This window comes from Rheinheimera sp. B2H12, assembly GCF_059620065.1.
Genome location: NZ_CM184363.1, coordinates 2,341,556 through 2,367,514 on the forward strand (window position 1 = coordinate 2,341,556; position 25,959 = coordinate 2,367,514).

The following is a 25,959-nucleotide window of genomic DNA, read 5'->3' on the forward strand; positions in this document are numbered from 1 at the left end:
GGGAAACTCCAGTTATGTGGCTGCACCTAAAACGAAAAAAAGATGGCAGGAGGATACCTATACGACTGCCCTGTTCACCCCGAAGCGCGACGCAAGGCGATACCTAAATACGCATTACTAAAATTGTACATATTAATGTGTTTGAATTGTAAATATGATTCGGTTAGGATAATGTTATCAAAAAGTACCTTCGTTTTGACGCAGGTTTGTCTGGAATGCGTTTCTGTATAACGGAAGTATTTTTAGAAATGCTCTTCGCAGTTCAAACTGTTGCAATTTTACATCTGGCGACAGCTGCAGTAGATCTCACATGTGAGATAAAAATTTTCTGCTTCGGCCTGAAAATGTGAATCTGGCACTGAAGGCTGTGGTGAGTATGTTTTACGATGCCAGTATATTGGATTTCTGTAACACAAAGCTGGGGATTTTCACAGGGCGAGAGCGTGAGTGTTCGTTTGTTGTTGAAGTTGTTTGGCAATCGTTCTAGCTAACGTAAACACGAAACTAAATATGCCAGTTACGTTCAAAAAATGTCTGCGATCCCCTAGGGATATTCAGCCAACACTTTGTACTTGCATACATAGTTAAGATTATAGGATGTTTTGTCGCATTTACTTCACAAATTGGTCGCAATTCGAAAGCATTGAACCATAACAAAGTGGCATAAAGAACGTTTGCTTATTTCCATAAGATTATATTTTTGTTGAAACAAAAATGCAATTTCCACATATTGTTCTAGTTCAGCTGTGTAACGATCATGGATTGATTATGTTGTGTATGAAATCAGTTTAATATACATTTTTTATTTACAGCTAATTACTACCCGTGGGCATTTAATAAAATTGCACCATAAATTAATAATTAAAGGGGTCGAGTGTGTAATGTCAGTCTTATTGAAAAAGTTTCCATTGATATCTAGAGCAGTAATTTTTTTTATTCTACCTGCGGCGATTTCAATCATAGTTCTCAATAAATTTTATTTCATAAATGCACTACCTCAAAATGATGGCGTTACCATTGTTGAGAATTTAAAAGAGGATGTGGCTATACAAAGAGATATCAATGGTGTTGTGTACATCAATGCATCAAATGATGAAGATGTCTATTTTTCAATGGGGTTTGTTCATGCGCAGGATCGATTGTGGCAGTTGGAATTACAACGCCGGCTCAGTCAAGGCAGGCTAAGTGAAATTTTTGGTAAAAGCGCTGTCAATCAGGATATATGGCTGCGAACTTTAGGGATAAGACAAGCAGCTGAAGCAAGTAAAAAACATTTATCTAAAGACGCACTGAAATCACTGTCAGCTTATGCCGCAGGTGTTAATGCATGGATGAAAAGCGGCAGGCAATTACCTATAGAGTTTCAGCTTCTTGATATTCAACCTGAGCCTTGGACTGTAGAGGATTCATTAAGTTGGGTTAAGATGTTTGCCCTAAATCTTTCTCAGGATTTCAAACAAGAGATCCAAGCGTTAACTGCTGCAAAATATCTATCTGCGACACAAGCTACTGTTTTTTTTCCGTATCTGAAAAATTCTGAATTCAAAGATTCTGAAGTTTCGGCTGAAAAAATGGATTCTCTACTCGGACATTTATTTTCATTACAAACCGAATTGGAAAAAAAATATAAAGTCGGCGGGCAATATGTCGGTAGTAATGCTTGGGTGATCGCAGGGAAGTTGACCAAAACTGGCAAGTCTGTGCTCGCCAATGACCCACACTTAGGTTTGCAAATTCCATCGTTGTGGTATGCAGTAAGTCAGAAAGGAAAGCATCTTTCAGCAACTGGTATGAGTCTTGTTGGTTTGCCCATTATTGTTTTTGGAAAAAATAATCACATTGCCTGGGGTGGCACAAATATGATGGCTGATGTGCAAGATTTATATATTGAACAGATTAACCCAAAAAATCAGCGTCAATATTGGCATGATGAAAAATGGAAACAATTTGAACATCGGGTAGAAGTGATAAAGGTTAAATCTGATTTTCCTGCAATTATAAGAACACCAACTAAGGATATTAAAATCCAGGTCCGAAATTCTATTAACGGACCTATTATTAGTGATGTTATTCAAGGTTTCGAGCAGGCACTGGCGTTAAAATGGACCGCCTTGCTTGATGAAGACACCAGCTATGACGCAATGTACCAGATTAGCTATGCGAAAAACTGGGAAGAATTTAACAAAGCCTTGGAGAAGCAAGTTGTACCTGTACTCAATATGTTCTACGTCGATGATAAAAATAATATTGGCATGGTTGGTGCTGGTAGAATTCCGGTCAGAGATAAGGGCTTTGGAAACTTTCCTGTTTTTTCCTCTGCACAGGGCGGGAAATGGTCTGGCTACGTTGATTTTAATAAGATGCCGAGGATATATAATCCAGAGAGTGGTTATATAATTAATGCGAACAATAAAAATATAGATAACAATTATCCATACTATATATCTAGTAGTTTTGCCGCCCCTTATCGTTACAACCGAATCGAAAGTTTAATCAATGACAGAGATAGAGGAGGTTTGTCTATTGAAGATATTAAAAGCATGCAAGCAGATGTGTTAGATGTTTCAGTTAATTTGTTGTTGAAACAGTTTAATAAATACCGGCCTAACAATGAAAATGAAGCGTATATAATATCACAATTAAATAGCTGGGATGGCATGGCAACCACTAGCAGCGTTGCTGCTACGTTGTTTTATTCTTGGCAGAGGCATTTGAAAAATGAATTATTTGATGATGAACTAATTGGTTTTTGGGGCAAAGAATCTCATCAAAAACACTTGCAATCTATTAAAGAACTTGTCAGTGCAGATGAGCTTGCAGATTTAATCAATTCTAACTCCGTTTGGTGTGATGACGTTGAAAGCGTCTTGTTGATTGAAAGTTGCCTTTCAGTATTAGATAGTTCGCTGAAAAATATGGTGGAGGAAATGACAAAATTTGCAGGTGGAGACATTTCGCAATGGCAATGGGGAAATGTACAACATACCGTCTATGGACATACACCGTTTAGTGAAATGAAAGTTTTGAAACATGTATTTGAAAGACAAATTTCTAATGGTGGAGCAGTCAATACCATTAATGTCGCAAGTAGCGAGTTTAGTGCTGATGAGGGGTATCAGCAGAAATTTGGTGCGGGCTTCAGGCAAATAATGCAATTTTCACCAGAAAATGACATTCACTTGTTTATGAACTCAACTGGACAATCTGGTCATGTCAACAGCTCACATTATGACGATATGATAGATGGGTTTAGTGACGTTGATTATTTTCATTTTTCGCGTGATCCGAAAGTTCTTAGCACTATTGGTATTGCCCCTCAATCTATAAGAAATAATTCTGGGATTTTAGAATGAGCATTCTTGCCGCGTTTACAAAAAAATCATCAAATAAGTTATTTTTATCTTTATCTTTAGGTGCATTATCAGGGGTTTTGTTCTCCGGGATTATGCCTATGTTAATGTCTGGTATTCAGCCTGAAGACCCAAATTTCGAAAGTACGGAAGCTACAGTTGTAAGTTTTTTGACTTTTGAATTTTATAATTACAAATTAGCAGCATTGTTTTTTGTGACTTGCTTTTTCATTTTTTTGACGCGAACATTATCAGAGCTAATTTTACTACGTCTCGCTAATGAAGTTGCAAAAGATATCAGAACAGAATTTTACTATCGTATATCTCAGGCTCCGTTGTCAGTATTGGAGCAAATTGGCTCATCAAAGTTTATCTCATCAATCAATATTGATGTACCCAAAATTATTAGCGGAGCAAAGACACTTCCTGTGATTCTTGTAAATAGTATCACTTTGTTAGGCATGCTGGGTTTTTTGGCATACTTAAACTTCTCAGTGTTTAAGCTAGTTATGGTTGCTATTGTTGTAGGCACTTTTTTTTATCAGGTACCTATGTTATTTGGTAAAATATTTTTGCAACGCTCTAGAAATATTCGAGATGACTTGCAGGAGTCTATTCGCGGTTTGATTTATGGAATCAAAGAGATAAAACTGGATACATTAAAGAGAAATAAGTATTTTGATTTAGAGTTGATCCACAATGAAAAATTAATTCTTCTCAACGAAAATAAATCTCAAACAATAATTAAATCGACAAAAAATTTTGGTGACCTTATAGGGTTGTTAGTGATCGGATTGGTGTGTTTTGTTTTTATCAATTACTATTCAGTTGCGCAGCATGAACTTATTGGTGTGGTCATGGCATTGCTGTACGTTACAGGGCCAATTTCAGCGCTGTTAAATTCCATACCTGATGTAACAATCGCTTCTATATCCTACCGGAAATTAAACGATTTACTCGCTGAAATTCCAAGCGAAGATGTGAGTCAAAAAATTTCCCCAGTGGCGGAGTGGTCTACTCTGCGGTTTGAACATGTTGAATATCAATATCCTGGAGTCAATGATGACAGTAGCTTCAAAGTGGGTCCGCTCAATTTAGAAATTAAAAAGGGTGAAATTACATTTATTGTAGGAGCAAATGGTTCCGGTAAATCAACATTGAGTAAACTTCTTACGTTGCATTACAGGCCAAGCGCAGGAAATATTTTATTTGATGATGTTGTTTTGTCAGATAGCTCGCTCTCAAGTTATAGGCAAATTATTGGTGCTATATACACTGATTTTTACTTGTTTGATCGGTTGCTTATTGAAGTGACTGACGATGTTGCTACACAAATTCAGCATTATCTTGTCATGTTGCATTTGGATAAGAAGGTTTCTATTTGCAATGGGCAGTTTTCTACGACATCGTTGTCGGATGGGCAACGAAAACGTTTAGCTTTACTCGTTGCTTTTCTTGAAGATAAACAGGTTTACCTTTTTGATGAATGGGCAGCTGATCAAGACCCATTGTTTAAAGCTGTTTTTTACAATGAAATATTACCTACTCTAAAATTAAAAAATAAAGCAATAATTGTTATTAGTCATGACGATAGTTACTTTGAACTTGCAGATCACATGCTTGTAATGGAACAAGGGATGCTGATGTTAAACACTAAAAGTTTGTTCGATGACACATCTACCAAAAAAATTGCTTAAAAATACAAGCGGAGTTATATGTATATGCAAGTAAATAACAAAGTAAACGCATTTCCATTAAGTCTGACTCAGAGTGATATTTACTTTGATCAACTTCGCAACCAAAATAATCCACTTTATAACATTGGTGGAATTATCAGGTTTAAAACGATCGACTTTGTCAAATTGCAAGAAGCTCATCAACGCGTCGTCTTGGAGCATGACGTTTTTGGACTGCGAATTATTGAACGGCAGCAGACACTTCTTCAATATGTCAGTGATGAAAGAAACCTTGAACTAAAGCTTTTAGACTTCAGTAGTCACTCTAATCCAGAACTTGTTGCGGATAGCTGGTTAAAAGCACTTTTTGGGGCGCCTGTCCCTATTAATGATAGCGAAATGTTTCGTGCTTACATGATCAGAATATCATCGGATAAACATTACTATGTGGGTTTTTCGCACCATTTAATTATGGATGGCTGGGGATTTTCAAACTGGGCAAGTTTACTCGCTCGTCATTACAATGCCGGAGAGGATATAAATAGTTATCTGTCTTGGCAGGAAGTCGTACAGAATGATTTGAAGTATCTGGAAAGTCAACGCTATCAGAGTAGTCTTGAATATTGGCAAACAGAATTGAAGCAAGTTCCAGATTTGATTTTTCCGGCTAGGTATCTGCAAAATTATCAGTCGGCGGTTGCTATCCCCAGTTGTCGTCATACATTTAAAGTCAGTCAAACCACCCATCAGCAACTGAAGCTAAGGGCTGAAGAGGCAAAGGTCACTGTTGCGCAGGTTTATTTGTCAGTCCTGTCTGCTTACTTTGCATTACAAACCGGGCAGCACGAACTGATGATTGGCGTGCCTGCTCACAATAGACTCAGTAAAATGGATAAAGACATGTTGGGAGTTTTCACCAGTGTCAGTCCTTTAAGAGTTAACATTGATGTCAGCCAGAATTTAGCAGTTTTTTGTCAGTCTGCGGCCCATTCGATGAAACGTAATTTCAGACATCAGCGCTTTCCCATTGGCCATATGTATCCGATGCTGCAAGATGGACATGGACGAAAACGTTTATATGATCTTGGTTTTAATTACTTAAAACTGGACAGTAGGATACATATTGAGGGTGATGCCGCTGATCTGGTGTACTTGAGTCACTACCATGAAGCCACTCCTCTGATGGTGACGATCTGGGAATATGGTGAAAACCAGGATGTTGAAGTCCAGTTAGATCATAACCTAGCCTATGTATCATCTGATGATATTGATGCAGTTGCTAGCCGGTTAGCCTGGATGCTTGAACAAGCTGCACAAAATATTGTTCGGCAGTTATCTGCTTTTTCTATAGTTCCACCTTCAGAAGTGCTGTTGATCAAGCAGTTGTCACAAGGGCCAGTACTTGAATATCCACAAGATGCTTTATTGCATCAGCTGTTTGAAACACAAGCACAGTTAACTCCACATCAGCCTGCACTGGAATTTCGTGGTGAGACCCTCAGTTATGCCGAGCTAGAACAACGGGCCAGCCAGTTAGCTGGCTATTTAAGGGCACGGCATAATGTAGGCGCTGGCTCTGTGGTAGGCCTTTGTGTCAGGCGCTCAGTTGAGATGGTTGTCGGGCTGCTGGCTATTCTGAAAACCGGGGCAACTTATGTGCCGCTTGACCCTGATTATCCCCGTTCCAGACTGGACTATATTATCGACGATGCACAGATCCGGACAGTGTTGAGTCAAAGTGGCTTATTTGGCGACAGCCAGTTGGCAGCAGAACAAATTTTGTATCTGGACCAATTGCGTCAGCAGGATTTTGCTGACGCTTTGACTGTTGACAGCCAGGTCCCGACAGCCACATCGGCAGATCTGGCTTATATTATTTACACTTCAGGTTCAACAGGCCAGCCAAAAGGGGTCGCGATCAGACATCGTAATGCTATAGCCATGTTGTACTGGGCAAGACAGGAGTATCAGGCCACTGACTTAGCCAAAGTACTGGCGAGTACGTCTTTGAATTTTGATTTGTCGGTATTTGAATTATTTGTGCCTTTGTCTTTTGGTTACCAGTGTGTGCTGGTTGCTAATGCGCTTGAATTGCTGGAACGCAAGGTGGAGGTTAGTTTAATCAACACAGTGCCGTCGGCGATCAGTGCATTGCTGGAGCAAAAAGCGATCCCGGCCACAGTACAGACAGTGAATCTGGCTGGTGAACCTTTAAGTGCTTCGATAGTTAACGAGCTGCTGCAGCAAACGTCTTGTCAGAAGGTTTACAACCTGTACGGCCCGTCGGAAGATACCACCTATTCAACAGTAAAAGTGTTTACGGCGCCGATAAACCGGGTGCCGGAAATAGGCAAGGTGATACCGAATAGTCAGGCGTATGTGCTGTCATCCGGACTGGAGTTATTACCAATAGGAACAGTGGGAGAGCTATATCTGGCTGGGGCCGGGGTGGCACAAGGTTACTTTAATAAACCAGAGCTAACAGCGGAACGGTTTTTACCCAATCCTTATGTAGATGACCGGCTTGCAGACGACAACAGTGTACTGTACAAAACCGGCGATTTGGTGCGTTATCAGGCGGATGGCAATTTAGAATATATTGGTCGAATAGATGACCAAGTCAAAATTCGTGGTTTTCGTATCGAGCTGGCAGAAATAGAGCATCAGTTGCGTCAGTGTGATGGTGTGGATTCAGCCTTAGTGCTGGCTCGTGGTGAAGCAGGCCAGAATCAGCAACTGGTTGCCTATGTGAAATTAGCGCTCGCGCATGAGGCTGTTGTGTCGCAGTCGAAGCTGCGCTTTCAGCTAAAAGAGCTGTTAGCGGAAAAATTACCGGATTACATGGTTCCTGGATTGATCGTCTTTGTCAGGGATTGGCTATTAACTGCCAATGGGAAGATTGATAAAAAAGCCTTACCAGCCCCGGATGAGTCGTTTTCAGCCGATGAATTTGAAGTACCTGCATCTGTGATTGAAACTCAGGTGCTTGAGATCTGGAGCCGCTTACTGAACACTGCGCCGCAAAAATTAAGTGTAACCGCGAGTTTTTTTGAGCTGGGCGGTCATTCTCTGTTATCCGTGCGTTTAATCACTGATATACGGCAGAAACTGGCAGTCGAGCTATCGATTCATACCGTTTTTGAACATTCTACTATTCGTAAATTATCGGCCTGGATTGCGGGGCAACCTAGGGTGGCAGCCAAAACATGCATTGCGAGGATATGTCGTACTGAGAGTCGGCATCTGGTTTCTTCTGCTCAGCGCGGTATGTGGTTCCTTGATCAGCTCAGTACGGAAAAGAGTGAATATAACATGCCAGTAGCTTTTGAGATCAAAGGTCACTTTGATTCCAGGGTCGCTGAAGAGGCATTAAAGCAGATGCTGCGCCGACATGAAATTTTGCGGACTACGTATGTGGAAGCACAAAATGAACTATGGCAAGTTATTCATGAGGACATGCAATTTCAGATCGTGCAACATGATTTAAGCCATTTACCAGCCCCGGCACAGCAACAGGCAGTGCAGCAGTTATTGATTGATAATGCACAAAAACCTTTTGATTTAAGTTCAGACCTGATGATTCGGGTCTGGTATCTCCGGCTTCAGAACGTGATAGCTAATGACAATGACACAACGGGGATCTTACAGTTTAATTTGCATCATATAGCCTCGGATGGCTGGTCCATGAAAATATTGATCAATGAGTTTTCAACATTGTATTGCGCATTGATCGCTCACGAATGTCCCGGACTCACTGAACCAGAGATCCAATATGTGGATTTTGCTTGCTGGCAAAGGCAGTGGTTGCAAAGTGATGAACTACAACCAATGTTGCATTACTGGCGGGAACAACTTGCAGGACTTCCACTCACGCACAGTCTGGTGCAAGATCAGTGCAGGCCTGCGGTAAAACAGCATCAAGGGAGGCAGGTTTCAGGACGATTAGACGCAAATATTGCCGCTGGACTGATGAACACGGCCCGCCATTATGAGCTTACCCCTTTTATGTTGCTGCACGCTGCACTGGCATTAGTTCTATCTCGTCATAGTAATAATCATGACATTGTCATTGGTACACCTGTTGCAAATCGTCTGAACAGTGAACTAGAACCTTTAGTGGGTTTATTTGTAAATACTTTGGTTCTCAGACTGAACACAGCTTATGTCCAGTTAGCCGATTATCTGGCTCACGTCAGGCAGGTGAATCTGACAGGACAAAATTATCAGAGTGTCCCACTTGAATTGTTAGTTGAGTTGCTACAGGTTCAACGCTCTGCATCATATACCCCGTTGTTTCAGATCATGCTGACTACGACCACAGATTTTGGCCGGGATTCGGTATTTAATTTAACTGGTGCGCAGTTACACTTGCTTCCCGTAGCTGTGCAAATGGTCAAATTTGATTTGGATTTAGACATCAGGATCAGTGAGGACGGGGTATTATTACACTGGAATTATGATCAAAGTATTTTTAGTGATACTCATATTGAGCGTTTAAATGCAGATTTGAGCCGTGTTTTAGTCAGCCTTGCACAGCAGACAAACCTTCCTGTGACCGTCCGCGAAATACCTCTGCTTTGTGCTGAAGAAACAAAAACTCTGCTGGAGACATTCAATAATACCACTCTGGAATATCCACAAGATGCTTTATTGCATCAGCTGTTTGAAACACAGGCACAGTTAACTCCACATCAGCCTGCACTGGAATTTCGTGGTGAGACCCTCAGTTATGCCGAGCTAGAACAACGGGCCAGCCAGTTAGCTGGCTATTTAAGGGCACGGCATAATGTAGGCGCTGGCTCTGTGGTAGGCCTTTGTGTCAGGCGCTCAGTTGAGATGGTTGTCGGGCTGCTGGCTATTCTGAAAACCGGGGCAACTTATGTGCCGCTTGACCCTGATTATCCCCGTTCCAGACTGGACTATATTATCGGCGATGCACAGATCCGGACAGTGTTGAGTCAAAGTGGCTTATTTGACGACAGCCAGTTGGCAGCAGAACAAATTTTGTATCTGGACCAATTGCGTCAGCAGGATTTTGCTGACGCTTTGACTGTTGACAGCCAGGTCCCGACAGCCACATCGGCAGATCTGGCTTATATTATTTACACTTCAGGTTCAACAGGCCAGCCAAAAGGGGTCGCGATCAGACATCGTAATGCTATAGCCATGTTGTACTGGGCAAGACAGGAGTATCAGGCCACTGACTTAGCCAAAGTACTGGCGAGTACGTCTTTGAATTTTGATTTGTCGGTATTTGAATTATTTGTGCCTTTGTCTTTTGGTTACCAGTGTGTGCTGGTTGCTAATGCGCTTGAATTGCTGGAACGCAAGGTGGAGGTTAGTTTAATCAACACAGTGCCGTCGGCGATCAGTGCATTGCTGGAGCAAAAAGCGATCCCGGCCACAGTACAGACAGTGAATCTGGCTGGTGAACCTTTAAGTGCTTCGATAGTTAACGAGCTGCTGCAGCAAACGTCTTGTCAGAAGGTTTACAACCTGTACGGCCCGTCGGAAGATACCACCTATTCAACAGTAAAAGTGTTTACGGCGCCGATAAACCGGGTGCCGGAAATAGGCAAGGTGATACCGAATAGTCAGGCGTATGTGCTGTCATCCGGACTGGAGTTATTACCAATAGGAACAGTGGGAGAGCTATATCTGGCTGGGGCCGGGGTGGCACAAGGTTACTTTAATAAACCAGAGCTAACAGCGGAACGGTTTTTACCCAATCCTTATGTAGATGACCGGCTTGCAGACGACAACAGTGTACTGTACAAAACCGGCGATTTGGTGCGTTATCAGGCGGATGGCAATTTAGAATATATTGGTCGAATAGATGACCAAGTCAAAATTCGTGGTTTTCGTATCGAGCTGGCAGAAATAGAGCATCAGTTGCGTCAGTGTGATGGTGTGGATTCAGCCTTAGTGCTGGCTCGTGGTGAAACAGGCCAGAATCAGCAACTGGTTGCCTATGTACTGTCGGAGCCAGACCTGCAGTCTGATAGGGATGAAGCTGCTCAAATCAAAGCACTAAAACGCTCGCTATCTAAGGAACTTCCTGAGTATATGGTGCCTAAACATATTATTTTTGTGGCTCAGTGGCCGCTGACCCCAAATGGTAAGACAGATAAAAAAGCATTAACTTTGTTGTCTGCACAGGCAGACATAAGCATCTGTCAGGCTCCCGTCACCCCAACTGAAAAAGTACTGGTTGAAATTTGTGCTAGGTTGCTTAAAACCGCACCGGAAAATCTCAGTGTTTCGGCAAATTTCTTTGAGTTGGGAGGACATTCTCTGTTGTCGGTAAAACTGATCGCCGAAATACGCCAGGCTTGCGGTGTTGAACTGGCGGTCGCACAAATTTTTGAATGTTCGGACATTTCAGAGTTAGCGGATCGGATAGACAGCATTGCCAGACAAAGTGATATTCAGCACAGATTCCATGATGTCACAACACGCACCGATGAACAGGTTGAAGAGTTAGTCATATGAATAATATAGAATCATTTATTGATTGGTGTGTGCATCAGTCCATCAGCTTTACTTTAGAACAAGGCGATAAACTGAAGATTAATGCCGCGAGCGGGGCTTTAACAGAGTCAGTGGTTGCCCAGTTAAAACAGCGCAAACCGGAAATTATCAATTGGTTGAAGGCGCAAGATAAAAAGAAAATCCATCCGAGAGATAACACGATAGAAAGTGTTGAACTTTCATTCTCGCAACAACGTTTGTGGTTGTTGGACAGGCTAAATCAAGGTAGTGCTGAATATAACATGCCCGCAGCTTTCCGGGTGGATGGCGAATTTGACGTCAGCAATGCGGAGCAGGCCATTAGCCAGATTATTCAAAGGCACGAAATATTACGGACAGTCTATTTAGCTGCAGATGACGGTGCATTACAACGGGTTCGGCAACATTTCGACTTTAGCATTCAACGATATGATTTAACTTCTGCTGCAGAAGAGGAGAAACAACAGCAATTGCAATTGCTGATTGAAGAAGATGTGAATCAATCTTTTGATTTAAGTCAGGATCTGATGATCAGAGTTAGTTTCATTCTGTTGGCAACAGAACCCACTGCGGCCTTTCAGCAAGGGGTCTTGCTATTTAATATTCATCATATTGCTTCTGATGGCTGGTCTCTGAAGAATTTAGTCCATGAATTTACCCTGTTATACCAAGCTTTAACAACTCAGACCACGGCTCTTTTACCGCCAGTCGGGATCCAATATGCAGATTATGCCTTGTGGCAAAGATCTTGGTTGCAGGGAGATGTGCTTGAAAAGCAACTCAACTACTGGCAGACCCAGCTGTCTAATGTGCCGGAAGTACATAGTCTGCCTCTTGATTTTGACAGAACAGAATCAACGCTAGCGCGTGGAGGCCGGGTACAGAGCCAATTATCTGCGACCAAAGCGCGACAATTACAATTGCTGGCAAAGTCATTGCAACTGACTCCGTTTATGTTAATACATGGAGCCTTAGCGCAGGTATTCGCTCGCCACAGTAACAGCTGTGATATTGTCGTCGGCACTCCGGTGGCAAATCGGATCCAGCTTGAACTGGAACCCCTGATTGGTTTTTTTGTGAATACCTTAGTATTGAGGCTGGATACAGCTCAGAGCACTTTAGCTGAATATTTTGCGCATGTCAGACAAGTGCATCTGGCAGCACAAAGTCATCAGGATGTGCCGTTTGAAAAATTAGTTGAACGACTGAATATTCCGCGTTCTCATACACACAGTCCACTATTTCAGATATTTCTGAGCACCAATACCGAGTTTGAAATTGCAGGCGATGCTCTTGCACAAAGCCTTACTTTGGACAAAGTACGATTGTCACCTGAACCATCTGAATATATTGTTACTAAGTTTGATCTTGAAATTACAGTGAATATTTCAGCCAGCGGGATAACATCAGACTGGATTTATAATAGTGGCTTGTTTCTGCCAGAACGCGTTAAGCAACTGAACGAACATTTCTGTCGCTTGCTGGATAATCTGAGTGCACTGGACCCCTCAGCGCTCTCTTCACTGCGGCTGGCTGATTTACCTATGCTGTCGGCCGTCGAAACTAAGTTTTTGGTACAGCAACTTAATGCAACTACCCGGGATTATTCTGCAGATTTACACCTGCATCAGTTGTTTGAGCGGCAATGTTTGCGCTCCCCAGGGCAGACGGCTTTAATTTTTGCCGGTGAACAACTGAGTTATCAAGAGCTGAACACCAGAGCCAACCAGTTTGCTCGTTATTTACAATCTGCAGGAGTCACAGTCGGATCTTTTGTAGGTGTTTGTTTACATCGTAGCAGTGACATGATGGTGGTGATTTTAGCTATCTTAAAAACCGGGGCTGCGTATATACCTTTTGATCCTGACTATCCGTTACAGCGGTTAAATTACATGCTGCAGGATTCACAGTTGCAGATGATGATTTGTCAGCGTGATTTGTTGCCCGCTTTGCAGCAGAATCAACTGCAACGGCTTTATTATGATGAGCTGTCAGAACTCCTGTCCCGATATTCCGCTGAAAATATTGAGCCAACCACAGTGCTTCGGCCCCATCTGGCTTTGTGTTATGTAATTTATACTTCTGGTTCTACCGGTCAGCCGAAAGGCGTACAGGTACCTCATTCATCTGTGGTGAATTTTTTACTGAGTATGAGTGAACAACCAAGTATGACGGCAGATGATTGCTTGTTGGCCGTTACGTCAACCTCTTTTGATATTCATGTACTGGAATTATTTCTGCCTTTGGTTACAGGTGCAGTTTTATTGCTGGCACCAACATCGGCCATGCGGGATCCGGAACATCTGAAAGATTTAATGGCGCATCATCCGGTCAGTGTGATGCAAGCGACGCCTGCGACCTGGAAAATGTTGCTGGACAGTGGCTGGCAAACATTACGCCCACTCAAAGTATTATGTGGCGGTGAAGCGCTGAGTCGCGCCTTGGCTAGGCAATTGTTGGTGCAGCCGATGATTTCTCTATGGAATATGTATGGCCCAACGGAAACAACAGTCTGGTCCAGTCTGCAACAGATAAAAGCGGACGATGAAAAGATCTGTATTGGCCGTCCTATCCACAACACGCAGTTTTATGTAATGTCTGCGCAGCAGGAACTGGTTCCCTTTGGTGCGGTGGGAGAGTTGCTGATTGGGGGCGCTGGCGTAACTGCCGGTTATTTAAACCGACCTGAGCTTACCAGCCGCCAGTTTATTGCAAACCCCTATTACCAAGCGTCAGAGCAGCATAGTAGTCAGTATTTATATAGAACAGGGGATTTGGTTCGTTGGCTGCCAGATCACAGAATGGAGTGCTTCGGCCGAGTGGACCAGCAGGTAAAAATCCGCGGTTACAGGATTGAGCTGGGGGAAGTTGAAGCTATTTTAGCGTCTCATCCGCAAGTGAAAGAAGCAGTAGTGCTGGCGCAGAACACCGAGGATGAAGAATCCAGGCTGATTGGTTATGTGATCCCAGCACCAGATGTCAGCACAGAACCTGCCATGGCATTACAGATTGCCGCTTCGAGTCAAATCAACTTTAGCCTGTTCTATTTTGGCGGCGACAGTTATGACCAGCAGGACAAATATAAGCTGTATCTGGACTCAGCACGGTTTGCTGACAGTCATGATTTTGAAGCGATCTGGACTCCGGAACGGCATTTTGATCGGATCGGCAGCTTGTATCCAAATCCTTCAGTGCTGAACGCTGCGCTGGCAACTATTACCAGACAAATCAAATTGCGTTCCGGCAGTGTGGTGCTGCCACTGCATGACCCTGTCAGGGTCGCTGAAGAGTGGTCAATGGTGGACAATCTGTCACATGGAAGGGTTGGCCTGGCGCTGGCACCGGGCTGGCACAGTCGCGACTTTGCCTTACAACCAGAGAATTATCAGCATCGGAAAGAAAAGCTTAAACAAGGCATCACTGAACTGAAACAGTTATGGTCTGGCCAGAGCATCACCCGTAAGGACGGGCTGGGTCAGGATGTGGAACTGACAATTTTCCCGAAACCAGTGCAGGCCCGGCTGCCGCTCTGGCTGACGGTGGCAGGTAATCCCGAAAGTTTTATTGAAGCAGGGCGACAGGGAGTCAACCTGTTAACTCACCTGATTGGTCAGACATTTGATGATCTGGCCAGAAATATTGCATTGTACCGTACTTCATTAGCCCAGCATGGTTTTGATCCGGCTCAGGGACAGGTTACGCTGATGATCCATACCTATTTAGCTGCGGATATCGGATCTGCTGTTGCCGAAGCCAGGGGCCCCTTTATTAAATACATGCTCGGTCATATTGGTTTATTAAAACCAATCCTGGATAGCTTGGAAATTGCTGGCACTGAAACTGCTAGTGTCGATATGGAAAGTATCGCCGCTATTGCTTTCGAGCGCTATGTGAACACTGTATCGCTAATAGGCACGCCTGAAAGTGTATTACCTATAGTGGATGCCGTAATACAGGCCGGAGTGAATGAAATAGCCTGCCTAATTGACTGGATGGATGTCAGTCAGGCAACAGCCGGATTGGAACACATCCTGCGTCTTAAACAACTAGCACAGCAGCCTCGGATCGATCCGCAACAGTTACTGCAGTATTGCCGGCAACAATTGCTCGATTATATGGTGCCGTCGGCTTTGATGATGTTGACAGAGTGGCCATTAACTCCAAATGGAAAAATTGATAGAAAAGCGTTGCCGGTAGTTGAGCTGATGTCGTCAGCACAAAAGTTCATAGCGCCAGAAACTGACATGGAAGTCGCACTTGCGACTATCTGGGAAGATTTGTTCGGTATAAAGCAGGTCAGTCTGTCGGATAACTTTTTCCAACTAGGAGGCAATTCTCTGCTGGCCATCCGGTTAATTTCAAAAATTAATAAAGAATTACAGGTTACCTTGCCATTAAGGACCGTAGTCAATAGCCAGACACTGGGAGCTCTGGCTTCAGCTTTAGCAGAAGAAGGGAGGCAATTAGTCCGGCCTGTTCTGGCAAGAATGCCACGTGACAGTGTCATGTTAGCGTCTTTCGCACAGCAACGGATCTGGTTTATTGATCAGTTAAATGGCCAAAGCTCCGAGTATAATAAATCGCTTGCATTTGAGGTGGAAGGACACTTTTCTCCGGAAGCGGCTGAGCAAGCTATCAACCAGATTGTCCGGCGGCATGAAGTGTTGCGTACTGTCTATCAGGGCTCACCGCTTGGTACAGTGCAAAAGATATATCCTGAGGTCGATTTCAAACTGACTTCACTGAATATTTCCCACCTCAGTGAAAAAGAGCAACAAAATGTTCTGATGCAATTGTTAAACGAAGATGCACAACGCCCCTTTGATCTCAGTGAAGATTTGATGGTTCGTGCCAGTTACATTGCACTTCAGCAAGATACTGACAAAAATCAGCCGGTAAAAGGTGTATTGCTATTCAACATCCACCACATCGCATCTGATGGCTGGTCAATGCAGGTATTGCTCAGAGAGTTTGTCACTTACTACAGAATTGCAATGGGATTGTCTGAAGACCCACTGGCAGAATTGAATATTCAATACGCAGATTATGCCCACTGGCAGCGACAATGGTTATCAGGTGGTGAGCTGGATAAGCAGCTTGGCTACTGGATCGCTCATCTACAGGATGCTCCACCGTTACACAGTGTGCCGTTAGATCGGCCAAGACCTGTAATCAAACAACGGCTGGGTGAAAGAATCACTGACACCTTGTCAGCAGCAGTGTCAAAACAGCTGCAAAAGGTCGCCAAAGAATTCAGGCTGACGCCTTTTATGCTGGTTCACGCTGCATTGTCTCTAGTGTTATCGAAACACAGTAACAGCCATGACATAGTTATCGGCGTTCCGGTTGCTAACCGGGTTGAGAGTCAGTTGGAATCGCTGATTGGATTTTTCGTCAATACTTTGGTTTTACGACTGAATACCGAATTTGATACCTTAGCCGGGTATTTTCAGCATGTACGTCAAATTCACCTCGATGCACAGACACATCAGGATGTGCCTTTTGAGAAGTTGGTGGAACATCTGAATGTTCCCAGAACAATGTCATACACGCCGCTTTTTCAGATAGTCCTTAACACCGATATGGATTATGGATTACAAGATACAACGACTGACTCAGATGTCCGGTTGCCGGGTGTTATTGTCAAATCCCTCAACAGTCAACATATTACCGCGAAGTTTGATTTGGATATCCGGATTGATGTCACCGACGACGGCGTTGAACTGGACTGGGTGTATGACTGTGCGATATTTGAGCGAGCGCATATTAGCCGATTGAACCAACATTTAACGACGTTATTAAATGCTATGGCAGATTTGAATCCATCACGTTCAGATGCAGCATCAATCAAATTGAATAGTTTGCCGATGATACTGCCTGCCGAGGAAACTCACTTACTGGAAGAACTCAATGCCACCAAAGTTGTATGGCCGATCCAGTATCCAGTGCATCAATTGTTTGAGCAACAAACGTTAAAAGTACCGGAACAAATAGCAGTCATTGCTGGCACAGAGTCTCTGCGGTATCAGCAATTAAATGAAAGAGCCAATCAGTTAGCTCATTTATTGCGGGCCAGTGGTGTTGAAAGTAATGACCGGATTGGTATTTATCTTGACCGTTCGGTCACGATGATTGTAGCTATTTTAGCTGTTTTAAAGGCTGGTGCAGCCTATGTACCTATGGACCCGGCAGCCCCAGTTTCGCGTCTTAGCTACATGGCTGAAAATTCAGCCTTAACTCTGGTGCTGACAACTGCTGAACTGGCACTAAAGCTGCCTGCAACTGTGTGTCGCTGGTTTGCGCTGGATGAGCCTGATGTGGCTGCTTTAATCGCGGGGTCAGCGAAACACAATATACAGTCATCGGAACCAGCTGAATCAGCTTATGTAATTTATACCTCCGGATCGACAGGTCAGCCCAAAGGTGTGGCGGTAACACACTCAAATCTGACCAATTATGTGCTAGGTGTTCAGCAACGCTTTGAAGTGGTTGAACAATTAAGCTACGGCGTGCTGAGCAGCATTACGACTGATTTGGGAAATACCTCGATTTACTTAGGCCTTGCCTGTCAGGGAACCTTACATCTGATGTTGGAAGAGCAAATCACCAACAGTGAACTCTTTGCACGTTACATGCAGCAGCATCAGCTTGATTTATTAAAGTTAACGCCGTCACATTTTTCAGCGTTATTTCCGTTACAGAGTTTAGACTGGCAATTTAACGCCCGCTGGTTAGTGTTGGGCGGTGAAAGAATCACAGCTGATGTGGCTGAAAAAATTAAACTGTTACTGGCAAAAAATGTCAGAGTATTTAATCATTTCGGCCCAACCGAAACGACGATCGGCTGTTGTGTTCATACATTCAGTGCAACAACGGACTGGCATAATATTCCGATTGGACGACCGTTACCCAATGTTCAGCTTTATGTGTTGTCCCCTTCGCAGCAATTGTTACCCTATGGCGCTATCGGTTGTCTGCATATCGCGGGGGCTGGTGTTGCCAGCGGTTATATTGGTCAGCCCGAATTAACTGCAAAGAATTTTATCTGGTGCTCGTTAAAAGAAGGAGCCCCAGTGCGGATGTACAATACCGGAGATCTGGTTCGTTATTTACCTGATGGTCAGTTACAGTTTTTAGGCCGTGCTGATGAACAGCTCAAAATCCGGGGTTTCAGAATTGAACTAGGTGAGATTGAATATCAGTTATCTCAATGCAGTGCCGTGCAAAGTTATCTGGTTGTGGCAAACAAAGACGATCCGGAACAGCCTCGTATCATTGCTTATGTGATTTGCAAAGCTGGAGAGCTGAATCTGGCTGAGCAGGAGGGGGCATCAGTTGATGAAGCGAAGCAACTGAGTGAAATCAGGTTGCAACTCAGGGAGACTTTGCCTGCACATATGATACCTGCTGCAATAGTTACTCTAACTGAGTGGCCTTTGATGCTGAATGGCAAAATAGACCGGAAACTTCTGCCGGTGCCAGTGGGTGGGGCTACTGGTGCCTACGTTGCTGCAACCACAGAAACTGAACAAAAACTGGTAGCTATCTGGACCAGTCTACTCCATAAGGCTGATGCGGATATTAGTATCCAGGCCGATTTTTTTGATCTGGGCGGACACTCGTTATTAGCCATCCGGTTATTAACCATGTTGCAGGATACATTTAATATTGAGTTTAGTATCAAAGACATTTTTGAACGCAAGACGATTAAATCTTTGGCTGACCATATCGAAAATTATGATTGGTTACGCAGTTCAGATGAGATGGCCGAAGATGAAACTTTTGAGGATTTTCAGTTATGAGTATTGAGCAGTTGTTCGGTCGCTTGAAAGAAACCGGAGCTAAAATAAATCTGGTTGATGGCGAAGTAAAACTGGCTTTACCTAAGTCTGTTTCTGACACTCTCAAAGCGGAGTTGGTGGAAAGAAAAGCAGAGCTTAAGCACTATCTTGAGACATTGTTCAAATTAAAAGAAACGATACCAAAAATCATCCCACAGTATGTTGAGCAAGGCGAAGTACCGTTGTCTTATGCTCAACAGCGGTTATGGTTCATTAATCAGCTGAATCCGGGCAGTACAGAGTATAATATGCAGTCTGTGCTGACCATTCAGGGATACCTGGATGTTGATCTGGTTGAGCAAAGTTTTCGTTTGATCACTGATCGGCATCAGATCCTGAGAACTGTGTACCTAAATTCGGGTTGCAACATCGTTCAATGTATTCAGAAACAGCATAATTTTGCTTTAACCCGACATGATCTGACGCAATTCTCCGCAGAGTTACAGTTAACACGTCTGACAGAGCTGCTGCATGCTGACAGAGTGCTGCCCTTTGCACTTGATAAAGATTTAATGCTGCGTGCCAGCATGATTCAATTAAAGCATCAGGATAATGGCGAAGGGGCTATGGCAACTGCAGTTCTGGCGCTGAGTATGCATCACATCGCTTCAGACGGTTGGTCTGTGCAGGTGCTGCTCAAAGAATTTATCAGCATTTATCAGGCATTGATAATATCACAGCCGGTAATATTACCTGATCTGACAGTGCAGTATGCTGATTATGCCCATTGGCAGCGTCAGTGGTTGCAGGGGGATGTGCTGGAAACCCAACTGAGGTACTGGCAAAAGCAACTGGCAGATCTGCCAACTGTGCATGGATTGACACTGAGCCAGCCCAGACCGGAAGAACCTTTACGGCAAGGTGCAGTATTACGGGGCCAGCTATCAGCCGAGATTGTGGAACAACTGACCGCAGTTGCCAGATCGCATCAGATGACTGCATTCATGTTGCTGCATGCCGGTCTTGCTCTGGTACTGGCCCGGCATAGCAATAGTCAGGATATAGTACTGGGAACTCCGGTTGCAAACCGTCGTCAGCTTGAACTGGAGTCTTTACTTGGTTTTTTTGTGAACACTTTAGTGCTGCGGGTGGATACCGGTGAAAATGACCTTGCACTTTATCTGGCTCACGTCCGGCAAGTGCATCTGGATGCGCAGAGTCATCAGGATGTTCCTTTTGAACAATTGGTTGAACGGTTAAAAGTACCACGGAGCAATACTCACACGCCCTTGTTTCAAATTATGCTAACAATGAATACAGACTATGGTTTGCAAGGTGACAACCACGACATTAAGTTGGATAATCTCACTTTCACACGATGGCCGCAGGATGTTGTGAGCACAAAATTTGATTTGAACATTGCATTTGTTTTCCGGAATTCAATGCTGGAATTAGAATGGACTTACGATACCGGGCTGTTCAGTGAAGATTATATTGCTCAGCTAAACGAGCATTGTCTGCGTCTCTTTACTTCGTTGTCAAAGGTTCCTGTGCTGCATTTCACAACAACGGCGGAATTAGCAATGCTGTCGGCACAGGAAATCCATTTTTTACAGCATGAACTCAACAACACTAGCACAGAACATCCGCAAGGTGATCTCATGCATGAGTTGTTTGAAGCCCAAGTGTTGGTCACACCCGAAAAATTGGCTTTAATCTGTGGGGCAGAGCAATACAGTTTTGCCGGGTTGAATGAACGGGCCAATCAACTGGCTCATTATTTGCGAGCTCAGGGGGTGGTTGCGGGCTCTCTGGTAGGGATCGCTTTAACCCGTTCATCACTGATGGTGGTAAGCATTCTGGCTGTGCTGAAAACTGGCGCAGCTTATGTACCACTCGATCCTGAGTCTCCGGCGCAACGACTTGAATACATGCTGGAAGACACAGGGGTGCAGTTTCTATTGACAGAGTCCTGCCTGAGTGCACGTTTTGCTTCAGTGTCAGCCCGGTTGCTGGTGTTAGATTTAGCAGATTTGCACTCATACAGCAGTGAAAATCTGCGTTTTGACTGCGGGCAAGCGACCGACAGTCTGATGTATGTTATTTACACCTCAGGCTCCACCGGGAAACCAAAGGGGGTCATGGTACCTCACTCTGCGGTCGCAAACTTAGCTTACAGTATCCGCAGTCTGGGGCTGGGAGGAGCAACAGGCAGTTGGGGTTGGATTGCTTCATTTGCGTTTGATGCTTCAGTGCAAGGCCTTACCCAAATGCTATTGGGGCAAACCCTGATTGTGATCACTGAAACACAAAAGCATGATGTGCAGCAACTGAAACAACAAATTCAGCAGCATCAAATTGGCGTCCTAGACTGTAGCCCGGCATTGTTGGAGCTCTGGAGTTATCAAGCAACTGGTGATTTGGTGGCGCCTGAGCTCGGAGTTGACTTATTGATTGGTGGTGAAGCTATCAGTCCATCGTTATGGCGGGCCTTGTTGTGTTATCAGCAACAACAAGGGCGCCTTGCCTACAACGTTTATGGTCCGACTGAATGCACGGTCGATAGTTGCTGGGCAAAGATCATAGGCGAAGCACCAGTGATTGGTGTGATGATGCCCAATACCGAGGGGATGATTCTCAGCCAGCAGCGACAACTGGTGCCTTTTGGTTGTGTTGGAGAGCTATATATTGGCGGGGCAGGTTTGGCGCGCGGCTATTTAAATCAGCAAGAACTAACGGCACAAAGCTTCATCCCACATCCTTTCAGCGATTTGAACGGGGCCCGACTGTATAAAACCGGTGATTTAGTTAGGTATACGGCTAGCGGCCAGCTGTCGTATATCGGGCGGGCAGATGAACAAGTGAAAATCCGCGGTTACCGTATTGAGCTGGGTGAGATAGAGCAGCAGTTATCGCGCTGTGAAGGCGTATCAGGCCAGTTGGTTATCGCCCGGCCGGATGCATCGGGTGACAAAAGACTGGTGGCCTATCTCAGTCTGACCGAAAGTAGTCTGCTGGCTGAAGGCTCAACAGCGGAGGTAGTGAAAGCGGTCAGAACCAGTCTGCAGCAGCAGTTGCCGGACTATATGATACCGTCCGCTTTTGTGGTCTTAGAAGCGTGGCCGCTGACCAGTAACGGCAAAATAGATAAAAAAGCGTTACCGGCAGCGGATGTGAGTCAGATGCATGCGGAGTACGAAGCGCCAAAGACAACAACAGAGTTACAGTTGGCGGAGATTTGGCAACAGCTGCTGGGTGTAGCGCAGGTGGGGAGGCATGATAATTTCTTTGCGCTGGGCGGGCATTCGTTGTTGGCAACCCGGTTGGCCAGTCAAATCCGGCAGCAACTGGAGGTTGTGGTGTCCCTACGTGACCTGTTCAGTCACAGCGAACTGATGGCGCAGGCCAGACTGATTGAGCAGGCGGGTGAAGGCGATTCCATTCCGGCGATAGTGGCAGTCAAGCATGAAGGCCCATTGCCGCTGTCGTTTGCCCAGCAGCGGTTGTGGTTGCTGGACCAGATAGAGGGAGGCAGTCCTCATTACCATATGCCGGTGGTGCTGGAGCTGAGAGGTGAGTTGGATGTGGCAGTGGCGCAGCAAGCGTTGCAGCAGATAGTAGAGCGGCACGAAGTGCTGCGCACGACCTTTGATAAAGATGCGGAGGGTGAGCCGTATCAGGTGGTGCATGCGGATGTGCAGATAGAACTGAGAGTGGAGAATGTGCAGGCGCAGGAAGGAGCCGCTCAGGTGTCGGCGGTGCGAGCTCGGGTAGCATCAGTGCTGGGACAGCCGTTTGATTTAAGTCGTGATTTGATGCTGCGTGTGCTGCTGATAAAAGTTGCGGCGCAGGAGTATGTACTGGTTGCGAATATGCATCACATTGCCTCGGACGGTTGGTCGATGGGAGTGCTGGTGAAAGAGTTTAGTGAGCTGTACCGTGCAGGCGTGGCGGGTGTAGAGCCGGAGCTGGCAGAGTTAACGGTGCAGTATGGCGATTATGCGCTGTGGCAGCGGGATTATTTGCAGGGCGAGGTGCTGGAGAGACAGTTGAGTTACTGGCGTGAGCAACTGGCGGGGTTGCCGGTGCTGCATAGTTTACCGCAGGATAAGGCGAGGCCGAAGCAACAGAGTTTTGCCGGAGGCACAGTAGAGAGTCAACTGGATGTAAAGCAGGCGCAGAAGCTGAAGCAGTTGTGCCAAAAAGAAGGAGCGACCTTGTTTATGGGGTTGCATGCGGTCTTTAGCGCGTTGTTGTCAAGGTACAGCAATGAGACAGATATCGTAGTGGGCAGTCCGGTGGCGAACCGCGAGCAAGCGGAAGTGGCGGGACTGATAGGATTTTTTGTCAATACCCTGGTGCTCAGAAGCGATGTGTCGGCACAAGCGGGGTTGGTGGACTTGATACGGCAGAGCCGTGAGACCTGTCTTGGGGCTTATGCCCATCAGCAGGTGCCGTTTGAGAAGTTGGTGGAAGTGCTGCAGGTGGAGCGCAGTCTGAGTCACAGTCCGCTGTTTCAGGTGATGCTGGTGTTGCAGAACAACGAGCAGAGTGAACTGGTGTTACCGGGGCTGACGCTGAAGCCGGTGGCGGATGAAGGCGCAAGTGCGAAGTACGATTTAACACTAAGAGCGGTTGAGGTGGACGGTGAGCTGATGCTGAGCTGGAACTACAACAGCGACCTGTTTGAGGTGTCGACTATAGCGCGGATGGCAGGTCACTTTAACCGGCTGGTGAGCGAAGCCTTACAGGCACCAACACAGTCGGTGCATAAACTGGCGCTGCTGGATGCTGAGGAAGTGGCGCAGTTAGACAGCTGGAATGAGACGGCGGTGGATTACCCGGACGCCTTATGTATTCATCAGTTGTTTGAAGCGCAGGTAGCGAAGACGCCGGATGCAGTGGCGCTGGTGTGTGGGGATGCACAACTGAGCTATAGCGAACTGAACAGACAGGCGAATCAACTGGCGCATTATCTGCGTAGTGAATACGGGGTGACAGCAGAGACACTGGTTGGTATTTGTCAGCAGCGCAGTATAGCGCTGGTGGTGTCGGTGTTGGGGGTGCTGAAGGCGGGTGGTGCTTATGTGCCACTGGACCCTTCGTATCCGGCGGAGCGACTGGGGTACATCTGTACGGATGCTGGGTTGGGTGTGGTGTTGTGTGATGATGATGGTGTTGCGGCGCTAAGCGCAGTGGCCACGGTATTGCTGGATGTGAACAGACTGGAAATTCAAACACAGGCAGAGGATAACCCGCAACTGCTGGGTAGCAGTCGTGATGGGGCCTATGTGATTTACACCTCAGGTTCAACTGGTCAGCCGAAGGGGGTGGTGGTAGAACATAGGGGGGTGCTGAATTACCTGACGGACATCAAGGCAAGATACTTCAGTGAACTGTCGGATGCAGTGGTCAGTACGCCATTATCATTTGATGCCACTGTCACCAGCTTATATGGGCCTTGGTTGGTGGGGGGATACTGTCTGCTTCAGGCAGGTCATGAGCTGGAGGAGTTGGCTGCGCTCCTGATGAAGGCAGAGCATGCGATGGTGTGGAAACTGACGCCAGCGCATCTGGATGGTCTGATGGGGTGCCTGTCGGTGCCATCGGCTCAGGCGCATCACTTTGTTGTGGGCGGAGAGCAGTTGCATACAGCAACGGCATTGCGGTGGCTGGAGCAGTATTTTCCGCAGGCACAGCTATTTAATGAATATGGCCCAACCGAAACGGTAGTGGGTTGTACAGTGCGTAGTGACTCACTGTTAAGTTTGGCCCTTAAACAGGCCGCGGTCCCTATTGGATATGCGATTAGTAATACTCAGCTGTATGTGCTAAACGGGCAATTGCAGCGGGCGCCATTGGGCGTTTCTGGAGAGTTGTATATAGGCGGTGCGGGCGTAGCGCGAGGGTATCTGAACCGGTCGGAATTAACAGCAGAGCGGTTTATTGCCAGTCCATTTGTGGCGGGAGAGCGGTTATACCGGACCGGAGATGTGGTGCGATATCGGGCAGATGGTGAGCTGGACTACCTGGGTCGCAATGACTTTCAGCTAAAAATCCGAGGTTACCGGATAGAAGCGGGAGAGATAGAAGCTGCGCTGCAAAGTTGTGGTGCAGAGGTGGCACTGGTGACGGCACACCGTGACAGTCAGGGTCATCAGATATTGGTGGGGTATTATCAGGGGGCAGAGTTAGATGCGGTGCAATTGCGAGAGCAACTGAGCAAAGCATTACCAGGCCATTTGGTACCGACGTTGTTGATAGCGGTAGATAAGTTTGTGTTAAGCGCGAATGGCAAGATAGACCGCAAAGCGTTACCGGCAGCGGATGTGAGTCAGATGCATGCGGAGTACGAAGCGCCAAAGACAACAACAGAGTTACAGTTGGCGGAGATTTGGCAACAGCTGCTGGGTGTAGCGCAGGTGGGGAGGCATGATAATTTCTTTGCGCTGGGCGGGCATTCGTTGTTGGTGATCCGTTTGAAGACACTGATCCAGAAAAAGATGGTCATTGATTATCCATTCAGAGAACTATTTATCAATGACACAATTGCTGAGCAGGCTAATTTGATTGATCTGTATCTGTATTCAACTGAGCAGCATGAAACTCAAGAAAAATATCTGGCCGAAGAGTTTTAACAAG

5 protein-coding genes are annotated in these 25,959 nt (G+C 45.4%); all 5 read left to right on the forward strand.

The window, feature by feature from the left end:
* The first annotated feature begins 881 nt into the window (after positions 1–881).
* Genes AC53GJ_RS10225 through AC53GJ_RS10245 form a run of 5 tightly spaced genes read left to right on the forward strand, consistent with a single transcriptional unit; the run spans position 882 to position 25,955 of the window.
* On the forward strand, positions 882–3,353 hold the full coding sequence (locus AC53GJ_RS10225; RefSeq protein WP_496732575.1) for a penicillin acylase family protein: 2,472 nt from the start codon (positions 882–884) through the stop codon (positions 3,351–3,353).
* Complete coding sequence (locus tag AC53GJ_RS10230; RefSeq protein WP_496732576.1) at positions 3,350–5,047, forward strand: cyclic peptide export ABC transporter; 1,698 nt, start codon at positions 3,350–3,352, stop codon at positions 5,045–5,047. The genes AC53GJ_RS10225 and AC53GJ_RS10230 overlap by 4 nt, the downstream gene beginning before the upstream one ends.
* Before the next feature lie 24 nt (positions 5,048–5,071).
* On the forward strand, positions 5,072–11,518 hold the full coding sequence (locus AC53GJ_RS10235; protein ID WP_496732782.1) for an amino acid adenylation domain-containing protein: 6,447 nt from the start codon (positions 5,072–5,074) through the stop codon (positions 11,516–11,518).
* Positions 11,515–19,338 carry an amino acid adenylation domain-containing protein gene (locus AC53GJ_RS10240; protein ID WP_496732577.1) on the forward strand — a complete coding sequence of 2,608 codons (7,824 nt, stop codon included), beginning with the start codon at positions 11,515–11,517 and terminating at the stop codon, positions 19,336–19,338. The genes AC53GJ_RS10235 and AC53GJ_RS10240 overlap by 4 nt, the downstream gene beginning before the upstream one ends.
* Positions 19,335–25,955 carry an amino acid adenylation domain-containing protein gene (locus tag AC53GJ_RS10245; protein WP_496732578.1) on the forward strand — a complete coding sequence of 2,207 codons (6,621 nt, stop codon included), beginning with the start codon at positions 19,335–19,337 and terminating at the stop codon, positions 25,953–25,955. Before AC53GJ_RS10240 ends, AC53GJ_RS10245 begins: the two co-directional genes overlap by 4 nt.
* Positions 25,956–25,959: the final 4 nt, after the last annotated feature.

Coding starts and splice junctions, on each gene's coding strand:
- AC53GJ_RS10225 (WP_496732575.1), top strand. CDS start 882: ATGTCAGTCTTATTGAAAAAGTTTCCATTGATATCTAGAGCAGTAATT.
- AC53GJ_RS10230 (WP_496732576.1), top strand. CDS start 3,350: ATGAGCATTCTTGCCGCGTTTACAAAAAAATCATCAAATAAGTTATTT.
- AC53GJ_RS10235 (WP_496732782.1), top strand. CDS start 5,072: ATGCAAGTAAATAACAAAGTAAACGCATTTCCATTAAGTCTGACTCAG.
- AC53GJ_RS10240 (WP_496732577.1), top strand. CDS start 11,515: ATGAATAATATAGAATCATTTATTGATTGGTGTGTGCATCAGTCCATC.
- AC53GJ_RS10245 (WP_496732578.1), top strand. CDS start 19,335: ATGAGTATTGAGCAGTTGTTCGGTCGCTTGAAAGAAACCGGAGCTAAA.